20 protein-coding genes are annotated in these 20,221 nt (G+C 69.6%); 10 read left to right on the top strand and 10 right to left on the bottom strand.

What is annotated here, in order from left to right; translation table 11 throughout:
- Window positions 1-20: 20 nt before the first annotated feature.
- Window positions 21-1,169, bottom strand: a complete 1,149-nt coding sequence (dnaN, locus tag YWW_RS0101680) for a DNA polymerase III subunit beta (RefSeq protein ID WP_026928730.1) — start codon at window positions 1,167-1,169, stop codon at window positions 21-23.
- 289 nt (window positions 1,170-1,458) lie between these two features.
- On the bottom strand, window positions 1,459-3,246 hold the full coding sequence (dnaA, locus tag YWW_RS0101675) for a chromosomal replication initiator protein DnaA (RefSeq protein ID WP_026928729.1): 1,788 nt from the start codon (window positions 3,244-3,246) through the stop codon (window positions 1,459-1,461).
- Window positions 3,247-3,846: 600 nt separating this feature from the next.
- Here dnaA and rpmH point away from each other — a divergent pair.
- From rpmH to YWW_RS0101640, 8 genes are all read left to right on the top strand, one after another.
- Entirely contained in the window at window positions 3,847-3,984 is a 138-nt protein-coding gene (gene rpmH, locus YWW_RS0101670) for a 50S ribosomal protein L34 (protein WP_026925243.1), read from the top strand.
- Between the two features lie 97 nt (window positions 3,985-4,081).
- On the top strand, window positions 4,082-4,519 hold the full coding sequence (gene rnpA, locus YWW_RS0101665) for a ribonuclease P protein component (protein ID WP_026928728.1): 438 nt from the start codon (window positions 4,082-4,084) through the stop codon (window positions 4,517-4,519).
- Entirely contained in the window at window positions 4,519-4,854 is a 336-nt protein-coding gene (gene yidD / locus YWW_RS34695) for a membrane protein insertion efficiency factor YidD (RefSeq protein WP_081687138.1), read from the top strand. The genes rnpA and yidD overlap by 1 nt, the downstream gene beginning before the upstream one ends.
- Window positions 4,851-5,981 carry a membrane protein insertase YidC gene (gene yidC / locus YWW_RS27720; RefSeq protein ID WP_081687113.1) on the top strand — a complete coding sequence of 377 codons (1,131 nt, stop codon included), beginning with the start codon at window positions 4,851-4,853 and terminating at the stop codon, window positions 5,979-5,981. Before yidD ends, yidC begins: the two co-directional genes overlap by 4 nt.
- A 68-nt stretch (window positions 5,982-6,049) precedes the next feature.
- Window positions 6,050-6,544: a Jag family protein gene (locus YWW_RS0101655; RefSeq protein WP_035697472.1), complete on the top strand. Its 495-nt coding sequence runs from the start codon at window positions 6,050-6,052 to the stop codon at window positions 6,542-6,544.
- 73 nt (window positions 6,545-6,617) lie between these two features.
- The gene (gene rsmG / locus YWW_RS0101650; RefSeq protein WP_026928726.1) at window positions 6,618-7,298 is read left to right on the top strand and encodes a 16S rRNA (guanine(527)-N(7))-methyltransferase RsmG; all 681 of its coding nucleotides are present in this window, start codon (window positions 6,618-6,620) and stop codon (window positions 7,296-7,298) included.
- Between the two features lie 1,363 nt (window positions 7,299-8,661).
- Complete coding sequence (locus tag YWW_RS27715) at window positions 8,662-9,771, top strand: AAA family ATPase (protein WP_081687112.1); 1,110 nt, start codon at window positions 8,662-8,664, stop codon at window positions 9,769-9,771.
- Between the two features lie 3 nt (window positions 9,772-9,774).
- Window positions 9,775-10,860 (top strand): ParB/RepB/Spo0J family partition protein, encoded by a 1,086-nt coding sequence (locus YWW_RS0101640; protein WP_026928725.1) that lies wholly within the window; start codon window positions 9,775-9,777, stop codon window positions 10,858-10,860.
- A gap of 827 nt (window positions 10,861-11,687) precedes the next feature.
- Here YWW_RS0101640 and YWW_RS35640 read toward each other — a convergent pair.
- Together YWW_RS35640 and YWW_RS0101630 are read right to left on the bottom strand one after the other, a co-directional pair.
- Window positions 11,688-11,852 carry a hypothetical protein gene (locus YWW_RS35640; RefSeq protein WP_155829807.1) on the bottom strand — a complete coding sequence of 55 codons (165 nt, stop codon included), beginning with the start codon at window positions 11,850-11,852 and terminating at the stop codon, window positions 11,688-11,690.
- 632 nt (window positions 11,853-12,484) lie between these two features.
- Window positions 12,485-13,060, bottom strand: a complete 576-nt coding sequence (locus tag YWW_RS0101630) for a GNAT family N-acetyltransferase (RefSeq protein WP_162145904.1) — start codon at window positions 13,058-13,060, stop codon at window positions 12,485-12,487.
- Between the two features lie 370 nt (window positions 13,061-13,430).
- On the opposite strand from YWW_RS0101630, the gene YWW_RS27710 reads away from it, so the two are divergent.
- Window positions 13,431-13,904 (top strand): hypothetical protein, encoded by a 474-nt coding sequence (locus YWW_RS27710; protein WP_245595323.1) that lies wholly within the window; start codon window positions 13,431-13,433, stop codon window positions 13,902-13,904.
- Window positions 13,905-14,007: 103 nt separating this feature from the next.
- Here the strand turns inward: YWW_RS27710 and YWW_RS0101620 are convergent, their stop codons facing one another.
- Together YWW_RS0101620 and YWW_RS27705 are read right to left on the bottom strand one after the other, a co-directional pair.
- On the bottom strand, window positions 14,008-14,973 hold the full coding sequence (locus tag YWW_RS0101620; protein WP_026928723.1) for a D-alanine--D-alanine ligase family protein: 966 nt from the start codon (window positions 14,971-14,973) through the stop codon (window positions 14,008-14,010).
- A complete protein-coding gene (locus YWW_RS27705) occupies window positions 14,970-16,217 on the bottom strand; it encodes an aminotransferase class I/II-fold pyridoxal phosphate-dependent enzyme (RefSeq protein ID WP_051325252.1) in 1,248 nt (415 codons plus the stop codon). The genes YWW_RS0101620 and YWW_RS27705 overlap by 4 nt, the downstream gene beginning before the upstream one ends.
- Before the next feature lie 228 nt (window positions 16,218-16,445).
- Here YWW_RS27705 and YWW_RS27700 point away from each other — a divergent pair, with 228 nt between their 5' ends.
- Window positions 16,446-17,135, top strand: coding sequence for a GNAT family N-acetyltransferase (locus tag YWW_RS27700; RefSeq protein ID WP_081687110.1), 690 nt, complete (start codon window positions 16,446-16,448; stop codon window positions 17,133-17,135).
- 93 nt (window positions 17,136-17,228) lie between these two features.
- Here YWW_RS27700 and trxA read toward each other — a convergent pair whose 3' ends face one another.
- From trxA to sigM, 4 genes are all read right to left on the bottom strand, one after another.
- On the bottom strand, window positions 17,229-17,543 hold the full coding sequence (gene trxA, locus YWW_RS0101605) for a thioredoxin (protein WP_026928722.1): 315 nt from the start codon (window positions 17,541-17,543) through the stop codon (window positions 17,229-17,231).
- 39 nt (window positions 17,544-17,582) lie between these two features.
- Complete coding sequence (gene trxB, locus YWW_RS0101600) at window positions 17,583-18,515, bottom strand: thioredoxin-disulfide reductase (protein ID WP_026928721.1); 933 nt, start codon at window positions 18,513-18,515, stop codon at window positions 17,583-17,585.
- Between the two features lie 195 nt (window positions 18,516-18,710).
- Entirely contained in the window at window positions 18,711-19,493 is a 783-nt protein-coding gene (locus YWW_RS0101595) for a hypothetical protein (RefSeq protein WP_026928720.1), read from the bottom strand.
- On the bottom strand, window positions 19,493-20,218 hold the full coding sequence (gene sigM / locus YWW_RS27695; protein ID WP_081687109.1) for an RNA polymerase sigma factor SigM: 726 nt from the start codon (window positions 20,216-20,218) through the stop codon (window positions 19,493-19,495). Before sigM ends, YWW_RS0101595 begins: the two co-directional genes overlap by 1 nt.
- Between the last annotated feature and the right edge of the window lie 3 nt (window positions 20,219-20,221).

Here is a 20,221-nt window from a genome sequence, read left to right as displayed (position 1 = left end):
CTACGTTGGCAGAGCGCCTTTTAGGCGTCCCAACGCAATGGTTGCAGCATGTACAGGTAACCGTCGTGGTTTGTGTCAGATTCCTCATCTTCGGGCGCGGCCTCCCCGGTCATCACGACCGGCTTGCCCAGCTCGTTCATCTTGAAGGCCGTGACGGGCGCGTCGACCACGCCGAGCCCGTCGAGCAGATAGGTCGGGTTGAACGCGATCTTGCCGGCCTCGCCCTCGAAGGTGCAGTCCATCGCCTCGGAGGCTTTGGCGTCCTCGGCGCCGCCGGCCTCGACTACGAGGCCGTCCTCGTCGAAGGACAGGCGGATCGGCGAGTTGCGGTCGCCGACGAGGGCGACGCGGCGGGCGACCTCGGTGAGATCGGCGGTCTTGACGCGCAGCACGGTGGCGTACGAGGTCGCCAGGAGGCTGCGCAGCGGCGGCAGCTGGCCGTCGAGGACGCGCGAGGTGGTCTGGCGCCCGCCCGCGATGAAACCGACCATGCCGGGGGCGCCGTCCGCGCCCGAGGGGACGGCGATGGTGACCGGTCCGGAGAAGCTGCCGAAGGTCCGGGCGGTGTCGGCGAGGGCCTTGGCGGGGACCAGGACGGTGACGTCGACGTCGCTCTCGTTCGGCTCCCACGCCGAGTCTCGGATGGCCATGCGGTAGCGGTCGGTGGCGAGCAGCCCGATGCCGCCGCCGGTCATCTCGATCTGGACGCCGGTCATCGTCGGCAGGGTCTCGTCCTTGCCGGCGGCGATGGCGGTCTGGGCGACGGCCTTGGCGAACTCGTCGGCGTCGATGGTGCCGATGGCCTCGGGCATCTGCGGCAGGCTCGGGTAGTCCTCCAGCGGCATGGTCGGCAGGGTGAAGCGCGCCGAGCCGCAGGTGAGTTCGGCGTGCGGGCCCTCGACGGTGAAGTCGACCGGCTTGCCCGGAAGCGCCTTGACGATCTCGGCCAGCAGCTTGCCCGACACCAGGGCCGTCCCGGGGGACTCACCGGTGACGTCGACGGTGACGCGGGTGGAGATCTCGTAGTCGAAACCGGAGATGGTCAACGTGCCCTCGTCGACGGACAGGCGCGCGCCGGCGAGCACCGGAACGGACGGCCGGGCCGGGAGGCTCTTGGCGGTCCATGAGACCGCATCGGCGAAGGTGTCTCGATCAACTTGGAACTTCATGGCGAGCTCGCTCCTCATCTGGCTGATGCCTGGTTGTTCACAGCGCTATTACTAATGAACTCTCTATAGATATAACTGTCGTCGTAGTAGTCGGTGCTGTGGAAACTGTGGATAACGTGCCTTTCGGCTGCTAGTCATCGGTATGGGGCTGTGGACGAACTGTGGACAACCTGTGGATGAATCGGCAGTTTATCCACAGCCTCCGACAGTCTGGAAGTTTTCCACATCTCGTCCACAGCTGTTTCCACAGGTTTTCCACAGCTTTTCCACAAGGTTGTCCACAGGGCCTTCATTCGTCGGTGTGTTTCAGACGATTGGTCAATTCGGCGATCTGGTTGTACAGCGCCCGCCGCTCGGCCATCTGCTTGCGGATCTTCTTGTTCGCGTGCATGACCGTCGTGTGGTCCCTGCCGCCGAAGGCCTGCCCGATGCGCGGCAGCGACATGTCGGTGAGCTCCCGGCACAGGTACATGGCGACCTGGCGGGCGTTGACCAGCACGCGCGAGCGCGAGTTGCCCTTGAGGTCGGCGGCCTGGACGCCGAAGTACTCGGCGGTGGCCTGCATGATCTGCTCGACGGTGACCTCGGGGGTCTGGCCGCCTTCGGGGATGAAGTCGTGCAGCACTTCCTCGGCCAGGCCGAGGTCCACCGGCTTGCGGTTCAGGCTCGCGTAGGCGGTGACGCGGATGAGCGCGCCCTCGAGCTCGCGGATGGAGTGGTGTATCTGCGAGGCGATGAACTCGACCGCGTCGGTCGGCACGTTCAGGTCGTCCTGGACGGCCTTCTTGCGCAGGATCGCGATCCTCGTCTCCAGGTCCGGCGGCTGGATGTCGGCCAGCAGGCCCCACTCGAAGCGGGTCCGCAGCCGGTCCTCGAGGGTCTGGAGCTGCTTCGGCGAGCGGTCCGAGGAGATCACCAGCTGCTTGTTGGCGTTGTGCAGCGCGTTGAAGGTGTGGAAGAACTCCTCCTGGGTGCGCTCCCGGTCCATCAGGAACTGGATGTCGTCGATCAGGAGGATGTCGACGTCCCGGTAGCGGCGCTGGAAGGCCTGCTGGCGGCGGTCCGAGAGCGAGTTGATGAAGTCGTTGGTGAACTCCTCGGTGGTCACGTAGCGGACCGAGGCGGCCGTGCCGAGGTCGTGGGCGTAGTGCCCGACCGCGTGGAGCAGGTGGGTCTTGCCCAGGCCGGAGCCGCCGTAGATGAACAGCGGGTTGTAGGCCTTGGCGGGCGCTTCGGCGACGGCGAAGGCCGCGGCGTGGGCGAAGCGGTTGGACGAGCCGATGACGAAGGTGTCGAAGTTGTAGCGGGGGTTGAGGCGTCCGACGCCGTCGACGGCGGTCGGGGCCGAGGTGGTCTTCGCCGTCTTGCTCGAGACGCCGCCGCGCCGCTCGGGATCCGGATCGGACGACGGGGGCGGCGCGACCGGCGGGAAATGATTGTGCGAATCGGCGGGCCTGGCCTGCGGCCGGGACCGCTCGGCCTCCATCTGCTCCGCGCGGTCGTAGGAAGCCGCGTCGTGGGGCGCCGCTTCGGCGGGCGCCGGCTCGGGGTCCGGCCGCCGCGCGGGCCGCTCCCGTTCGGGCGCGCGCTCCTCGCGGGTCTCGGCGGCCCCTTCGGGCTCGGACCGCTGGGCGGCGCCCGGCCGCTCGGCGGCGCGGAAGGCCTCCGTGTCGAACAGGCTCGGCGGGTTCGCCGGTGAGGTCTGGTGCGGCACGCCGTTCGGCTTCGGCGCGGACTCGGTCCGCGGCATCTCGAAGATCAGCGTGTCGCCGTCCTCGGGGGGACGGGCGGGCGCCGGTTCGGCGGGGGCGTCGACCGAGTTGTCCTGCATGGTGACCGCGATCTGCGTCGCCTGCCCGAGGCGCCGCGACAGCGATTCGCTGATCGGCTCGCGCAGCTTCGCCTCGAAGGCCGCGCGCGCGAACTTGTTCGGGGCCGCGATGATGAACGTCCCGCCCACGGCCACCACCGGCTGCGTCAGACGCATCCACGCCTGCTGCTGACGGGTCAGCACCGAGGTCTCGGTCAGTTCGGCCGTCACCGCCGACCAGACTGCGGCCAGATCTTGGTCGGTCACCTTCGCCATCCCTCACCAGTAGCCAACAACGTCTCCCCCCCGCACCGACGCGGCTGCTCGAGCCCCGCGCACGTCCCCCGCGAGCGCCGGCGCGGCCTGCGCTAGAATCCGATACCCGGGCGACCCGCTTCTCAGGGGCTCGAGCGCCTTCGTCGGCACCGATCCACGCAGTCGTCCCGCAGTGCGTCTAAGCAGTTTTCCACAGGTTATCCACAGGCGCTCACCTGCCCTGTGCACATCCGCATGTCATGGGGATCTTTCTCAAACTGCGCTCATGACCTGCGATTTTGTGCTCATATGACGGCGATCGCGTTGCGGCGGCGCCGAACGAGTCCTCCATTCGGGCGAAGTTATCCACAGGCCGGCCGAGGGGCGAAGGGGCCGCCCGGACCGCCCCGATCCAGCTCGTCCGCGACCCCGCCACCGGTGGCGGGAGCTCCGGCGGACCGAGTAACATGAGCGAGTTGCCCGCTGACCCAGAGGGGCATGCCACACCCGCCGTCCGCGGCCGAAACGAGACGTGAAAGCCCTGCTAGGCTGACTCCTGCGTCCCGGGCAGGGCCGGGGCGGTCAATTGATTCGTAATGGGAGAAATCCGACGTGAGCAAGCGCACCTATCAGCCGAACAACCGCCGTCGCAAGCGCACCCACGGCTTCCGGCTGCGGATGCGCACCCGTGCCGGGCGCGCCATCATCAACGCTCGTCGCCGCAAGGGCCGCAAGAACCTGACCGTCTGAGCGGCCGAGGCTTGCCGCCTGGCCAGTCCACCGCTCGCAAGCTTCGCCGCCGGTCACATTCGCGGCCGCGACGCCGGCCGTGGAGAGGGTGAACCAGGTGCTTCCAGTCGACGCACGCATTCGCCGCAGTCGGGACTTCAGCTCGGCGCTGAAGCGAGGCCGCAGGGCCGCCCGAGGCGGCGTCGTCGTCCACTGGGCGAGCGGCCCTCCGCGCCGGGAGGCGACGCAGTCCCCGCCGCGCACGACACCGTCCGATGCCGAGAGACATGATCCGGCACGGGCGGGTTTTGTCGTCTCCAAGGCCGTCGGCAACGCCGTCGTCCGCAACAAGGTGAAGCGTCGGCTGCGCCACGCGGTCGCCGAGCAGATGCCGAGCTGGCCCGCCGGGACCGACGTGATCGTGCGCGCCACCCCCAAGGCGGCCGAGCGCGACTTCGGTGAACTGAGCCGCGACCTGGCGGAGGCCGTCGCCAGGGCGCGCGGCGGACGTCCTCGCAAGGGCCGGCGCGAAACCGACTCGGGCGGGGGTCTGTGATGAACGGCCCCCTCTCGGCCGCCGCGACCCGGGTGGTGAGCCTGCCGATCGTCGCGTACCGTCGTTGGATAAGCCCGGCCATACCCAACCGGTGCCGCTTCTACCCCAGTTGCAGCGCATATACCCTCGAGGCGCTGTCCATTCACGGCCCGCTCCGTGGCATATGGTTGAGCCTGCGGCGACTGGGACGGTGCCACCCCTTCCATCCGGGGGGCTACGACCCGGTGCCCCCTCCGCGGGGAAGCTCAGACACGGCTCACGAGCTTCACCGCACGACCCCTCGAGCCGTACCCGAGCCAACTGTTGGTATTGAGACGACTGGAGTTCGCCAGTGACCTTGCACTGGATCTACATCGCGGTGTCGTGGCTGCTGCTGCTGTGGCACGACCTGTGGAGCAGCGTATTCAACGGCGCGCACGCCCTGGCGACCGACTGGGCGTGGGTGCTGGCGATCGTGTGCATGGTCATCACCCTCCGGGTGATCCTCTTCCCGCTGTTCGTGAAGCAGATCCGCTCGCAGCGGGCGATGCAGAAGCTGGCACCGGAGATAAAGGCGCTCCAGGAGCGCTACAAGGGTGACCGGGAGACGCTCCAGCGCGAGATGATGGAGCTCTACCGCAAGGAGAAGGCCAACCCGCTCATGGGCTGCCTGCCGATCCTGCTCCAGGCGCCGGTCTTCCTCGGCCTGTTCTGGGTGCTCCGCCGCCCCGACCCGCACCAGACCAAGCTCACGGAAGAGTATTACTGGTCTGGCATCAACGACGGCCCGGACTCGGACTGGAACTCCTACGTCAACGCGGACCTGTTCGGCGCCCCGTTCTGGAGCACCTTCATGACCGGCGAGGCGGACCTCTCCGAGGTCGGCGCCTCGATGATGAACGTCAAGATCGTCACGGGCATCCTCGTCGCCGCGATGATCCTCACGACCTACCTGACGACGCGTCAGATGATCCTCAAGACCGGCTGGTCCGAGGACGCCAACCAGCGCATGATCCAGAAGGTGATGCTGTACGGCATCCCGGTGATCATGCTCTTCTCCGGCGGCATCTTCCCGGTCGGCGTGGTCATCTACTGGACCGTCAACAACCTGTTCTCGCTGGCGCAGCAGCAGTACGTGCTCCGCAAGTACCCGCCGCCGCAGCAGAACTCCGCCAACAAGCCGCCGAAGCCGGGCACCAAGGCGCACGAGCAGATGCTCGCCGAGCAGCGGGAGGCCGAGGAGCGCCGCAAGTCGCTGGCCCCGAAGCCGGGACAGAAGCCGAAGCAGAGCAAGTCGCCGCAGGACAAGGCGCAGAACAAGGGCGGCGGCTCGAACTCGACCAACAACGCCAGGCAGGGCGGCCCCGGGTCGGGGAAGAACCTCTCGCGGGCCGAACGCATCGCGCGGGCCAAGAAGGTCAGCGGCGCGCAGCAGGGCGGCGGGAAGAAAAAAGGCAAGGGGGGCGGCTCCCAGGCCGCGTAAGCCGTTTGGGGTCAGTCACAATGGGGCAAACTAGGCTTATAACTAGCGATAGGACATAGTTAACGATCATGGGAGCAACGGTGCGGGAGGACGAGGTGGCCTCCGAAGACGAACTGTTCGAGCAGAGCGAAGTGGCGGCCGACTACATGGAAGGCCTGCTGGACATTCTCGACCTCGATGGCGACATCGACGAGCTGGTGGTCGGCGACCGCCCGCAGGTCGAGATCGTGGGCGAGGATCTCGGCGGGCTCGTCGGGCCGAAGGGCCAGACCCTTGAGGCCCTGCAGGAGCTGTGTCGCCTCGCGGTGTACCGCAAGACCGGCGAGCACTCGCGGCTGATGCTGGACATCGGCGGTTACCGGGCGGGGCGGCGCAAGAAGCTGGCCGACCTGGCCGAGAAGACCGCGAAGAAGGTCATCGAGACCGGTGAAGTGGCGAAGCTCGAACCGATGAGCGCCTTCGAGCGGAAGTGCGTCCACGACGTCATCAATGCGACCGCGGGCGTGCAGAGCGAATCCGAGGGCGCCGAACCGCGCCGCCGGGTCGTGGTCAAGCCCGAATAGCGTCTTGGGCCATGCGGGTTCCGCGATCGGCGGGGCCCGCCTCGATGGCGCGGACCGGAGACGAAAAGAACTCATGACACAGGAGCCGACGAGCTCTGAAGACGCCGAGGCCAATGTTTCACGTGAAACATTGGCCTCTGTCTTCGGCGACGAGGAACGGATCAGGCAGGCCGAGGACTACGTCGGTCTGCTGAGCACCGCCGGGATCGAGCGAGGCCTGATCGGCCCGCGGGAGGTGCCGCGGCTATGGGGGCGGCACGTGCTCAACAGCGCGGTGATCGGCGAGCTGATCGACCCGGACGCGGACGTGATCGACGTGGGCTCGGGGGCGGGCTTGCCGGGCATTCCCCTGGCGCTGGCGCGGCCCGACGTATGGGTGACCTTGGTGGAGCCGATGCAGCGGCGGGTCGACTTCCTGGAAGAGGTCGTGGAGGCCCTCGGCATCGACAACGCGGAGGTGCTCAGAGCCAGGGCCGAGGAAGTGGATCCGAAGGGCCGGGCGGACGCGGTGGTGTCCAGGGCGGTGGCGCCGCTGGGCAAGCTGGCCCGCTGGTGCCTGCCCTTGGCTCGGGTGGGCGGTGTGGTGTTGGCGGTCAAGGGTCGGAGCGCCGGTGAAGAGGTGGAGCGGGACGCGCGGGAGGTCAGGTCGGCCGGTGGTGGCGGGGTCGGCGTGGAGACGTGTGGGCAGAAGAAACTCGCCGAGCCGGGGTTCACGGTGCCGACGACGGTGGTGAGGATCGAACGGATCCGGTAGCGAAGGGCCGGCCGCGCTGTGGTCGGCCGCCGGGTTGTATCGCTCGCCTGCTCCGGTGCGATGCTCGCCGGGCACGGTGCCGCAGCGCCGCGGGCATGGCACTTGGCCGCCGGCTTGCGAAGGGTTCGGTGTCTCCAGCCTCTGGCACACCGCCCGGCTCGCACGGGTGCCGCTTCGCGGCCCCGACATCGCGCCCCGCCCGCTCGACACACCGCTGACCGCCACCAGCACCCACGATCACCGGACCGACACCACCAACCACCGGGAAGACCCTCACCCCGCACCACAGCACGGCACGCACCCGACCACGGCCACGGCACCAGCCACCCCAACCCGCCGTCTGCCATCCCACGCAGCCGCAAACCCGGCAACATCCGCTCCTCGGCATGCCGACTGATCGCCACCTGTCCCGGGCAGGGAAGGGCCTCAACCCGCACCGCGGCCCCGCACGAGGCCACCGCTCGCGTCCCGCGCGGGCAGCCCGGCGTCCCTCCGATGCGTCGCGGCGGGTGGCCGCTGGGCGCGTTCGGGGGAACCGGAGCGGGTGAACCTCCGAGGGGCGTCATTCGGCCCCGGCGAACCGGCGTTCACACGAGTACCGCTGCCGCACCCTCGAACACCCGGGACCGGACGGCGTGGGCAGTCGCTGAACTCGTCGGCTATGGGCGGCACCTGCGGGCGCCGGGAAGGACGCCGGTTGGGCAGGCACTCGCGGCAATGCGCTGCCTGCCGGGCGAGGAAGGTCGGGATCGGTCGGGAGCGTTGCAGCCGTGACCCCGGCTCGATGGCGCGTCCTCGATCGCGGGCCGCGGCGCTGGCCGTACCGGCCGCCTGCCGTCGTCGGGGAACGACCACAAGCCGACAGCACCGCTTGATCAATCAAAGGTGAACTCCCGCAACGGGAATCACCGCTTTCGTGAATGACCGCCTGGTTTCGTCGGTGCCGCGACAACGGCGGATTTCATTCTGCTGGGCTAGTGTATGGCTCGTAAGGTTCTTCAAGAACGGGGTCGATGTTTCACGTGAAACATCTGGCCCGTAATCTGTGGCGGTGAATGTGCGCGACCCCCTTCCCCCAGAAGATCGTGAACACCAGAACTCTTTCGGCAGTGACACCCCGGCGGAACGCCGCATCAAGAACATCCTCGATGCCGCAGTGAGCGAGGAAGGCTCAACTCCTCGACGGCGCCGCTACCGAGAAACTTCACAGTCGCCGGGTGGCGAAGCGCAGCGCTATGGGTCCACTGGGTCAGAATCGGTCTCGAGGGAGACCGGTCCAAGCTACGGCTACGCGGCCGGCGGCACCGACCCGGTCTTCCGCAGTCAGAACGATCGGTCGGACGACGGCGGGGAATGGGACGGGATGCGCAGAACCACAAAGCAACGAGGCAAGACCGGGCGCCACACTGCACCGGAGGCCGAGGCCGGTAAGACGGGCCGCCGGTCGTCGGGCAGAGGATCCGCGGCCTCGCGCGCATTCGAGACGGAGCAGCCCACGGCGCCGACCGAGCACGACACCGCCCCTGCCGCAGACCACGGTGACGAGATCCCGCAGCAGAGCGACCCGCTCGAGGACGATCTCCCGCTCGCTCGCGAGGCACAGCGCGCCGTCCGCGTCCTGAACCCGGCGGGCACCGTCACCATGCCGCGCCCGCCGCGGCGGCGCGTGTTCGCGGTGGCGAACCAGAAGGGCGGCGTCGGCAAGACCACGAGCGCTGTCAACCTCGCCGTGGCTCTCGCGCTTCACGGCAACCGCGTCATGGTCATCGACCTCGACCCGCAGGGCAACGCCTCGACCGGTCTGGGCGTCGAGCACGGTGCCGGCACCGCCAGCGTGTACGAGGCACTCGTCGACGGCATGCCGCTCGACGAGATCGCCCAACGCGTCGACGGCATTCCCTCGCTGCAGTGCATCCCCGCGACCATCGACCTCGCCGGGGCCGAAGTCGAACTGGTGAACGTCGTCGCCCGCGAGGCCCGGCTCCAGAGGAGCATCGAGGCCTACGAGGGCGAACTCGACTACATCTTCATCGACTGCCCGCCCTCGCTCGGCCTGCTCACCGTCAATGCGCTCGTCGCGGCGGAGGAGATCCTCATCCCGATCCAGTGCGAGTACTACGCGCTCGAAGGGCTGGGGCAGCTCCTCCGCAATATCGAACTCGTCAAGGCCCACCTGAACGGCCGCCTTCGGGTGTCGACGATCCTGCTCACGATGTACGACAAGCGCACCAAGCTCGCCGACCAGGTGGAGCAGGAGGTGCGCGGCCACTTCAGCGAGATCGTGCTCGACGCGGTGGTGCCGCGCAGCGTCCGCGTCTCGGAAGCCCCGGGCTACGGTCAGTCGATCATGACGTACGACCCCGGTTCGAGAGGGGCGACGAGCTATTTCGAGGCTGCCGAGGAGATCGCCCGGAGGGGCATGAAACTGAACCCGCGGCGTGCGGGTCAGCAGAACGAGAAGGGCGGGAAGTAGTCGATGGCGGCGACGAAACGTGGAGGGCTCGGCCGGGGGCTCGGGGCACTGATCCCCACCGGACTGGCTGAGAGCACGACCACCGAAGTCGACGAGGTCGACGAGGCCCGCCGGGCGAACGGCGCGCCGCGGCAGGCGGTCCCCGGCGATCGCGATGTTTCACGTGAAACGTCGGCGGTCGCCACGGTCGATGTTTCACGTGAAACATCGACGCCCGACTCCGATCTGGTTCCGGTGCCCGGTGCGAGCTTCCAGCTGATCCGGATCGACGAGATCGCCACCAACCCGAAGCAGCCGCGGTTGGTCTTCGACGAGGATCACCTGGCGGAGCTCCAGATCTCGCTCACCGAGGTCGGCATGCTCCAGCCGATCGCGGTCCGTGAGAAGGCCGAGAGCGAGTCGGTGGGCGGCGCCGACGACGGCGCCAGGTACGAGCTCGTCATGGGGGAGCGGCGGCTTCGCGCCGCCACGGCGCTGGGCTGGGAGAGCGTCCCGGCGATCATCCGGCGCACCTCAGACGACGAACTGCTTCGCGAGGCGCTGCTGGAGAACATCCACCGCGTCGAGCTGAACCCGCTCGAGGAGGGCGCGGCCTATCAGCAGCTCCTCGAAGAGTTCAACGTGACACAGGAAGAACTCGCCAAGCGCATCGGCCGCAGCCGGCCGCAGATCTCCAACATGATCCGGCTGCTGAGCCTGCCGGGGACCGTGCAGACGAAGGTCGCGGCGGGTGTACTGACCGCGGGCCACGCTCGGGCGCTGCTCGGGCTCGACAGCAGTGACACGCAGGAGCACATCGCCGAGAGGATCATCAGCGAAGGCCTGTCGGTGCGCAGCACCGAGGAGCTCGTGACGGCATGCCGCCTGGAGGAGACGCCGGAACTCGACGAGCCGAGGGCGAGCTCGGCGCGGACGTCTGCGAAGGACCGCGTCAAGGCGCCGGGTCTCGATGATCTGAGGGAGCGCCTCTCCGATCACTTCGAGACGAAGGTCAACGTCTCGTGGGGAAGGAAGAAGGGCAAGATCGTCATCGAGTTCGGCTCGCTCGCCGACCTCGACAGGATCGTCGAGCAGATCGGCGTCGAATAACCGAGGCGCGGCACCGCCGGTTCGCGTCCGCGCGGGGACGGCCGGTGCCGTGGCCGGGGCCGAGCGCATGCCATGCCGTGACGCGGGTTGCTGTTCCGTCTGCCGCGGGCAGCTCCTGAGTCGAAGCCGGCCGGCGGGGGAGACCCGTTCCCCGGGACGCGGAGCGCCGTGCTCTGAATCCGGCGGCCGCCTTCACCGTCGGGCCGGACCCCCGGAGTGCCGGTCCTCGGGGACGCGCAGGGCCGACGGCGAGCCCGGATCGCGGCTTTCCCGCGGGGCCCGGCCAGCCCGGCCTTTCTCACCCAGCGGCATGGCTATGGCGCGGGCGCACCGGCGAGTCTTGCACGTTCGCGGGCGCCGCTCGGGCCCTGGGCCCCCGACGCTCCCGAGTGCCGCAACGGCTCACGTGAACGCCGGCTCGCCAGGACCGAACGGGCTCGCGTTCACCCCTCCCCGGCACCGCATCCCCGAGCTCGCCCAGCGGTGTCGTGCGGCCCGCCGCGGCGGATCGAAAGGGCGCCGCGACTGCCCGCGCGCGTCGCGACTGGGGTGGCCTCGCGCCGGGGCGCGGCGCGGGCCGAGATCCTTCCCCGCCGCCTGGGCGCGGGCGGCGGACAGTCTCGGAGCACCGAAGGAGCGAGGCGCCGGAGCGGCCGTCTCGCGGCTTCCCCGTCTTCCTGCCGCCCGGCGGGGATTGGGCGCGCTCGCGGCATCCGCTCGGTCGGGCTGCCAGGCCGACCCTCGTGCGGCTGGTGGTGGACGGGGACCGGAGGCATCGATCCTCTTCGCGAGCCGGCGGCCGAGCGCCTTGCCGTCTCGGAGGCCCGTCATCCGCCCTCGCTGCGCCGGATCTGCTCGTCGATGAACCGTTTCCTCTCAGCTGCTTCCTGTTTGAGCCGGTGCTGCCGGTAGATGGACCGGACCGCCATCACGGCACCGCTGATGAGCAACGGCCAGGCCAGCAACGCGCACAACACCGTCCAGATATTCACCTCGCGAGCATAGAGGGCTCGCGCAGCCGGTGCCGACAGTCGGCCCGCCCCATCGCATCAGGGGCGACCGCGACAAGCCATCGAACTCGGAACAGGTTCCCGGCGAAGCTCGCGGGCCGTGCATGGCTTTGCCAAGAGGACGGAAGGGAGTCCGGCTGCTGAGGTGGTAGCCGGGCTTCCCGCCGACGCAGCGGGCGGGCACACAGCTCGCCGCCGCGCAGCGGCGCCCGGTGGCGGTGGTGGGCCCGACCGGCGGGCGGGCTGAATGCGGATTGCCCGGATCGGAGGACACGGCTCAGACACGACGGCTGGGAGCTCGGCCAGAGTCGTCTGATGGGTGACCGCCTCTGATCGCGGCATGGGCGCCATGATGATGCGCCGGGCGGGCAGTGCGGCGCGGCGTCCGGCGCGCGCGACACGGGGCAGCGGGCGCACCCCTTCGGCATTGGTGCGGTCAAACCGCTCGATCTTGCCGCTGGCTCGGACCGGCTTCGCGTCCACACTCGTGCTTCGGGTCTTGAACGCCGGCACTCCTGTCGAGGGGGCACCCACTCACGGCACGAGTGTGGGGCGATGTTTCACGTGAAACATCGCCCCACACCCATTGGCATTCGTGGTCCCGCCGCGGCGGGTCAGTTCAGTTCGCGCCACATGATGATGTCGTCGCGGTAATCGTCGTCGGCCACGCGCACCGCGCGCGGCAGTCGTCCGACCTCCGTGAAGCCGTGCCTCCGGTAGAACGCGTCGGCACCGGTCCCTGAGCGGACCTTCAGGCTCAACGCCTCCAGCTTGAGCTTCTCGCGTGCCACTCGATCGACCGCCGCGAGAAGCTTGCCACCAAGGCCGCCGCCCTGACGCTCCGGGTCGACCTGGACGTGGCGGATGGTGCGCCATCCCTGCCTCGGCGGGCTGTCGTTTGATGTGAGAACACACCAAGCGACAATGGCGGCTCCTTCCTTTAGAGCGACCAGCGTGTCAGTCTGGTCGATCACTCGCGCGAGAATGGAAACGGTGTGAGGGCGAACCTCGTCGATGCTCACCGGCGGGACGAACCCGACGGAACCGCCGGCGTTCGTGACCCGTACCCAGAGGTGGCTGAGTTCATCGACGAGCGCGGCGGTGACCGGCGGATCCACCAGAACCGAGACGTCGTCGCCGTTGACCGGCGACACCTCCGGCGTGGAACTATCAGTCACTGTTGCTTGCACGCCTACCAGCTTGCCCTAAGCCCGCACCCGACCGACAGCCCCTTCCCGCCATATGGGCGCACGTCACTATCGGACCCGAAACGGCGCGTCTGACCATGATGTGCACCATTCGGACCCGATGCGGGGAGTCGATACCTCCGCAGCGTGCGGGCGATGGTTCGCAAGCTTCACCAAGAGGTTGATTCCGGTGCTTTCCAGGCTCGCAGGAATGCGGTACCTTTCGGGTGTGGCATCAGCGAGTACCCCCGGCCAGAATTCCAAGCCAGCACACTCGAATCCCAAGCAGCAGCAGCGAAACCAGCCCGCGAGCGGCAGTCGCTCCGAGCTGCCCGCCTTCGTCGACTGGCCGGCCTTCCCCTTCGAGGGAGACATGCGCCTCAAATCGCTCCAAGACCCGGTCAGCGCCGAGCCGCCCAGGCGCGGCGCCCGCCAGGAGCAGTGCACGGCGTGCCATACGCCAGACAGCGCCTACCTCTGGTCGAACGAGCGCTGGCGGCTCAAGAGCCCGCCGGCGCCCAGCGGGCTCCCCGTCGTGGTGATCCTCGAGCCTCGCGCGCACCTGGACCTCGGGGACCTCTCGACGATGCACGCCGCCGAGCTCGGGGTGCTCACGGTGCGGCTGGAGCGCGCCATCCGCTCGCTGGAGTCGGTGGCGCAGGTCCACGTGAACCGCTGGGGCGACGGGACGGCGCATCTCCAGCAGTGGTTCCTCGCCCGCCCGCACGGCTTCCTCCAACTCCGCGGGCCGTTCATGACGATGTGGGACGAGATCCTGCCGCCGGTCGAGGAGCACGAGTGGCAGATGAACCTGGAGTACATCGCCGCCTGGCTCGCCGACGACTGACGCCGGCTCGTCCGACGAACGCGGCCGGACCGACTTGGCCCGCCGAATGACCGGTGCGCTCTAGTGGAGGCGTCGCGGCCGTTTCACGTGAAACATCGCGGTCTCAGGCCCGTGCCAGGGCCAGGCGCACCATCTTCGCGAGGGTCTCGCCGAAGTCCAGCCCCGCCGCCTCGATCGCCATCGGCAGCAGCGAGGTCTCGGTGGTCCCCGGCGCCACGTTCGCCTCGAGCACCTGGATGCCGCCCGCGTCGTCCACCATGAGGTCGACTCGCGACATGTCCCGCAGGCCGAGGGTCTTGTGCACCGACACCGCGATGTCGGCGACGCGCGCCGCCACGGCATCGTCGAGGCCCGCCGGCACCGTCCAGCGCGTCGCCCCCGGGTTGTAGCGGGCCGCGTAGTCGTAGTCGCCGTGCAGCGGCGTGATCTCCACCGGCGGCAGCGCCGTCGGCCCGTCGCCGAAGTCGACGACGCCGACCGCGATGTCGCGGCCCTCGACGAACGACTCGACGAGCGCCTCGTCGCTGTAGGAGAAGCAGCCCATCATCGCCGACGGGAAGTCGTCCTCCTTGTGGACCGCGTGCACGCCGAGCCCCGAGCCGCCCGAGTTCGGCTTGACGACCAGCGGCAGGCCCATCTTGGCGCCGATCCGGTCCAGGAGCTTCCGCGCGCCGAAGTCCGAGAACGCCTGCCGCGGCATGGTCGCCCAGTCCGGGGTCGGGATGCCGACGCCGCGCAGGAGGTCCTTGGCGATCGACTTGTTCCACGCCCGCCGGGCGCCGACGGCGCCGGTGCCCACGAACGGGATGTCCGACAGCTCCAGGACGCCGCGCAGCGAGCCGTCCTCGCCGGGGGCGCCGTGCACCAGCGGCAGCACGACGTCCGGCGGGAACTCCTGAAGGGCCGGCAGCAGGTCGCCGCCGAGATCGCGGATGTCGCAGACCATGCCCTGGCGCTGGAGCGCCGCGGCGGCCCTGCGGCCGGACTTCAGCGAGACCTCGTGCTCGTAGGACATGCCTCCTGCGAGGATCAGGACGCGGACCTCGGCTGCCGCCGCGCTGTCGCTCATGCCCCGCCTCCCGCGAAGGTGTCGCGCAGCTCGATGTCGCCCGCGACGACGCCGGCCAGGCGGCGGACGCCTTCGCGGATCGACTCGGAGGACTGGGTGGAGAAGTTCAGGCGCATCTGCCGGCGGCCGTTGCCGTCGGCGTAGAAGCCGGTGCCCGGCACGTAGGCGACGCGCTCCTGGAGCGCGCGCGGCAGCATCGCCTTGGAGTCGAGCCCTTCGGGGAGGGTGGCCCACACGAACAGGCCGCCGCCCGGCCGCGTCCAGCTCATGCCCTCGGGCATGTAGTCGGTGAGCGCGGACAGCAGGGCGTCTCGGCGGTCGCGGTAGAGCGTGGCGAAGACCTTGACCTGCTGGCGCCACTCCATCTCGGTGAAGAAGCGGAGCGTGGCCTCCTGGATGAGCCCCGAGGGGCACAGGATCGACGCCTCGACGGCGAGGACGAGCTTGTCGCGCACGGCCGGCGGGGCGAGGACCCAGCCGAGCCGCAGGCCCGCGGCGAAGATCTTGGAGACGGTGCCGAGGTAGATGATGCCGCGTTCGGTGCGGGCGCGCAGCGGCGCCGGCGGGGCGCCGTCGAACGAGATCATGCCGTACGGGTCGTCTTCGACGATGAGCAGGCCGTGGCGCTCGGCGATCGCGAGGATCCGCTCGCGCCGCTCGTCGGTGAGCGTGACGCCGGCCGGGTTCTGGTACGTCGGGATCGTGTACAGGAACTTCGCGCGGCGACCTTCGCGTTCGAGCTCGGTGAGCGACTGCTCGAGCCCCTCGGGGACGAGGCCGTCGTCGTCCATCGGCAGGTGCCGGACGTCGGCCTGCGCGGCCTGGAAGACGCCGAGCGCGCCGACGTAGGTGGGCCCTTCGGCGAGCACGATGTCGCCGGGGTCGAGGAAGGTGCGGGCGAGCAGGTCGAGGCCCTGCTGCGCGCCGTTGGTCAGGACGAGGTCGTCGGCGGAGGCGTGGACGCCGGACAGGTCCATGACGTCGCACAGCACCTCTCGCAGCGCGGTGCTGCCCTGGCCGGGGCAGTAGCTGAGGGCCTCGGCGCCCTTCTGGTCGAACAGGCGCGTGAACATCTCGCCGAGCTCGTCCATGGGGAGCGCGGCCGTGTAGGGGTTGCCTCCGGCGAGGGAGACGACCTCGGGGCGGCTGGCGACCGAGAACAGTGCGCGGATCTCCGACTGTGCCATCCCGTGAACCCGGGATGCGTACCGACCGGTGTAATCGTCGAGCGTTGTACCGGACACGCGGAGACCTCCTTCAAGGGTCTGCATCGCCCGCGGACCTCGCCTGCGGGCGTTGAGTCTGTTGTGCGCGTTGGATCTGTGATGGGGATCGAACCGATGCCCGCGCGTGAAGCGCTGAAGACCACCCTACGGTGTCGAGACGCCGATCGGCCCACTCTACTAGCACATGCCACGAGGGACGTGCGTGTTTTCCATCATGCGGACATGCGCGCGACGTAATCTGGTCTGGTGCATCGTCGCATGGTCAATCTCACGCTCGACTCCTTGGAATCCGTTCCGGAGCGGTGCCGCTCGTGCGTGTTCTGGGAGCTGTCGCCGCTGTGCGCCGAGTCGGACGAGGTGGACGACCCGGGCTTGGAGAAGGAGGCCTGGGTGTCGCAGACGCTGCTGGAGTGGGGCGGCTGCGGCAGGATCGCCTACGAGGGGGATCGCGTCGCGGGGTTCATCACCTACGCCTCGCCGAAGTTCGTGCCGCGGTCGGTGGAGTTCCCGTCGGGGCCGGTGTCGCCGGACGCGGCGCTGCTGATGACGGCCTATGTCAAGCCGGCGTACAGCGGGACGGGGCTGGGCCGCCAGCTCGTGCAGACCGTGGCGGCCGACGTGGCGCGCCGGGGCATCTACGCGCTGGAGGCGTTCGGGGACGCGCGGGCCGAGTCGAACGCGTGCCTGGTGCCGGCGGACTTCTACCGCTCGGTCGGGTTCAAGACGGTGCGTTCGGATCCGCGCTATCCGCGGCTGCGCCTGGAGCTGCGTCCGACGGTCGGCCGGGAGCCGAAGGCGGTGGAGTCGGCGGAGCTGCCCGAGCCAGTGGAGTGGTTCGAGCTCGACGACTTCGAGCTGGAGCAGTTCCTCGACGAACCGAGCATCATCCGGCCGCGCTCCGATCAGCCGGGCATCCACCGCTACGGCGGCTTGTGATCCCGGCTTCCGGGTGAGGGCGCGGCTCGTGCCGCCGTGCCGAGACGACGGAAGGGGCGGCGCGAATGCGCCGCCCCTTCCGGTCTCGTCGGGCTACTTCTCCAGGAACCGCTTGATGGCGGCCTTGGGCTGGGCGCCGATGAGCTGGTCGGCGGGCTGCCCGTCCTTGAACAGGATCATGGTCGGCACGCTCATCACCTGGAACTTGCGGGTCGTCTCCGGGTTCGCGTCGGTGTCCAGCTTGCGGATCTCGACCGCGTCGGACTCGGCGGCCAGCTCTTCGAGCACCGGGGCGACCTTCTTGCAGGGGCCGCACCATTCGGCCCAGAAGTCGACCAGGACCGGCTTGCTCGATTCGAGCACCTCGGACTGGAAGTCGGTGTCGCTGACTGCTTTGATGGCGCCCATGGGCATCCTCCTGCTATTCGATCGGGTTGTGGGGCGGGCTCAATCGCCCAGACTGGAGACGTAGCGCTCGGCGTCGAGGGCGGCGGCGCAGCCGGTGCCCGCGGCCGTGACCGCCTGCTGATAGGTGTGGTCGACCAGGTCACCGGCGGCGAAGACCCCCGCGAGGTTGGTGCGCGTCGACGGCGCGTCGACCTTGACGTAGCCGGAGGAGTCCAGCTCGACCTGCCCGGCGAACAGCTCCGACCGCGGGTCATGGCCGATCGCGATGAACAGACCGGTCACATCGAGCTTGCGCTGCTCACCGGTGACGGTGTCCGACACCTCCACCCCGGCGACCTTGCCGCCCTCACCCAGGATCCGGTCGACCACGGTGTTCCACTCGACTTCGATCTTCGGGTTCGCCAGCGCCCGGTCGGCCATGATCTGCGAGGCCCGGAAGGCGTCGCGGCGGTGCAGGATCGTCACCTTGGCGGCGAACTTGGTCAAGAACGTGGCCTCCTCCATCGCCGAGTCGCCACCGCCGACCACGGCGATGTGCTGGTCGCGGAAGAAGAACCCGTCACAGGTCGCGCACGCCGAGACCCCGCGCCCCATCAGCTCGTTCTCGCCGGGGACGTTCAAGGGCCGGAAGGCCGAGCCGGTGGCGAGGATGACCGCGCGGGCGGCGTACTCGGCGTCGCCGACCCACACGCGCTTGATCTCGCCGGTGAGGTCGACGCGGGTGACGTCGTCGGCGACCAGCTCGGCGCCGAAGCGTTCGGCCTGCTTGCGCCACTGATCCATCAGATCGGGGCCCATGATGCCGTCGGGGAAGCCCGGGTAGTTCTCGACCTCGGTCGTCTGCATGAGCGCACCGCCGAACTGCGAGCCCTCGAAGACCAGCGGGCGCATATTGGCCCGGGCGGTGTACAACGCGGCCGTGTACCCGGCCGGCCCCGAACCGATAATGATGACATCGCGTGTTTCGCTCACCGGAATATGCTCCTCAGCGGTGTTTCGGCGGTTGTCGCGGGGGCTCTCGCCCCGTCTCGGTGAAGCGTGAGCCGTGCCCCGCGGCTGACAGCTTCAACGTCATCCTATTGACAGGAAATTCCGCGCCCCGCGCCTGTGGCGGGGGTGTGACAGGCGGGGCCGCCGGACGTGGCCGGACTCACGTCCAGGCCGGGCTCACTCCTGGACGAACAGCTCCCCGATGTGGCCGTTCCCGCAGTCGGGGGTGAGGGCCACGGCCATCTCGCCGGAGTCCGAGACGAGCAGCGCGACGACGGCCGGCTGGGTCTCGAAGCGCGCGAAGTCGGCCGCGACGATCAGGCTGTCGTACCGCAGCGCGATCGCCTCCTGGCAGTTCTCCCACAGCACGCCGCCCTCGGCCAGGCCGGCCAGCTCTTCGGGGACCGTCCCGCTGGGGCTCTCCACGCCCAGTTCGCGCAGGGCGGTCAGCACGTCGGAGCCCGAGCTGTAATCGGTGCCGGTCGCGAACACCTCCACGCTGCCGGACTCGTCGACGCCTTCGGTGCCCTGCTCCTCGGGTTCGCCTTCGGCCGCGAGCTCGTCCTCCTCGGCCGTCTCGGGCGCGCCCGCGTCCTCCTGCTCGGCCCCGCTCTGCTCGGGCGCTCCGCCGGCGTTCTCCTCGGCGATCACCCCGGCGTCGCCGCTGCCGCCGGCGGTGGAGACGACCTGGACCGCCGCGGCCACGGCCCCGACGGTCACCAGCAGCGCGGCCGTGGCGCTCATCAGGGCGTACTGGAGGCGCCGGGCGCGCAGCCGCTCCAGCCAGCTGGGAGCGGGCCGCTCCTCGGGGGCGTGGAGGCGGAGGGTGTCGGCCGTCGGCAGCTGCTCGAGCACCCGGTCCAGCCGGTCGGCCACGTTCGGCGGGAGGTCGTCGTACTCGCTCGAGGCGGCACGCAGCAGCCTGGTGGTCTCGGCTTCGTCTTCGCGTCGCGTGCTCATCAGCGGCCTCCCTCCTCTCGAACCGGCCCGTGGTCGTCGGTCGTACCCGGTTCGACGCCCCGCCGCTCGGGCGGGTTCCCCGCCGGCGGCCGGTGCGGGGCCTGGGCGCCCGCGCGCGCCGGATCGAACTCGGGAAGCCGCGAGGCCAGGCGCTTGCGCGCCCGCGAGGCCCGGGACTTGACGGTGCCCGGCCGGATCTTCAGGATCGCCGCGACCTCGTCGACGGGGTAGCCGAGCATGTCGATGTACACCAGCACGGCCCGCTGGTCGAACGGGAGCTCGGCCAAGGCCCGGTGCACGGTGAGCCGCAGCGCCGAGGCCGCCGGGTCGGCGCCGTCCGCCGAGCGGAGCTCGGTCTCGGGCAGCGGCACCGTCGGGCGCCGCCCGGCCGAGCGGATCCGGTCGAGGCAGGCGTTGACGACGATGCGGTGGAGCCAGGTGGTGACGGCGGCGTTCCCGCGGAACGAGCCGGCGGCCTGGTAGGCCTTGATCATGGCGTCCTGGAGCGCCTCGGCCGCGTCCTCGGGGTTGGCGAGCGTGCGCACCGCGACCGCCCACAGCCGTCCGCGGTGGCGGCGGAACAGCTCCCCGAACGCGTCCCTGTCGCCCGCGACGTGGCGCGACAGCAGTTCGGCGTCGCTCCAGGCGTCGGTGGGGCCTTGGTTCGGCACGGGGTCGAATTCCGAGGGCGAACCGCGTTCGGGCTGGCGCGGGGCGGCGGGCATGGG

This window comes from Glycomyces tenuis DSM 44171, assembly GCF_000427885.1.
Lineage (GTDB): Bacteria > Actinomycetota > Actinomycetes > Mycobacteriales > Micromonosporaceae > Glycomyces > Glycomyces tenuis.
The sequence above is the reverse complement of the archived record's forward strand: the minus strand, read 5'-3'. Positions and strand labels throughout refer to the sequence as shown.

Excerpts from the sequence above, each read along its gene's own strand:
- dnaN (WP_026928730.1), bottom strand. The coding sequence starts at position 1,169 with ATGAAGTTCCAAGTTGATCGAGACACCTTCGCCGATGCGGTCTCATGG.
- yidD (WP_081687138.1), top strand. The coding sequence starts at position 4,519 with ATGAACGGCCCCCTCTCGGCCGCCGCGACCCGGGTGGTGAGCCTGCCG.
- YWW_RS0101655 (WP_035697472.1), top strand. The coding sequence starts at position 6,050 with ATGGGAGCAACGGTGCGGGAGGACGAGGTGGCCTCCGAAGACGAACTG.
- rsmG (WP_026928726.1), top strand. The coding sequence starts at position 6,618 with ATGACACAGGAGCCGACGAGCTCTGAAGACGCCGAGGCCAATGTTTCA.
- YWW_RS27715 (WP_081687112.1), top strand. The coding sequence starts at position 8,662 with ATGCGCAGAACCACAAAGCAACGAGGCAAGACCGGGCGCCACACTGCA.
- YWW_RS0101640 (WP_026928725.1), top strand. The coding sequence starts at position 9,775 with ATGGCGGCGACGAAACGTGGAGGGCTCGGCCGGGGGCTCGGGGCACTG.
- YWW_RS27710 (WP_245595323.1), top strand. The coding sequence starts at position 13,431 with ATGCGCCTCAAATCGCTCCAAGACCCGGTCAGCGCCGAGCCGCCCAGG.
- YWW_RS0101620 (WP_026928723.1), bottom strand. The coding sequence starts at position 14,973 with ATGAGCGACAGCGCGGCGGCAGCCGAGGTCCGCGTCCTGATCCTCGCA.
- trxA (WP_026928722.1), bottom strand. The coding sequence starts at position 17,543 with ATGGGCGCCATCAAAGCAGTCAGCGACACCGACTTCCAGTCCGAGGTG.
- YWW_RS0101595 (WP_026928720.1), bottom strand. The coding sequence starts at position 19,493 with ATGAGCACGCGACGCGAAGACGAAGCCGAGACCACCAGGCTGCTGCGT.
- sigM (WP_081687109.1), bottom strand. The coding sequence starts at position 20,218 with ATGCCCGCCGCCCCGCGCCAGCCCGAACGCGGTTCGCCCTCGGAATTC.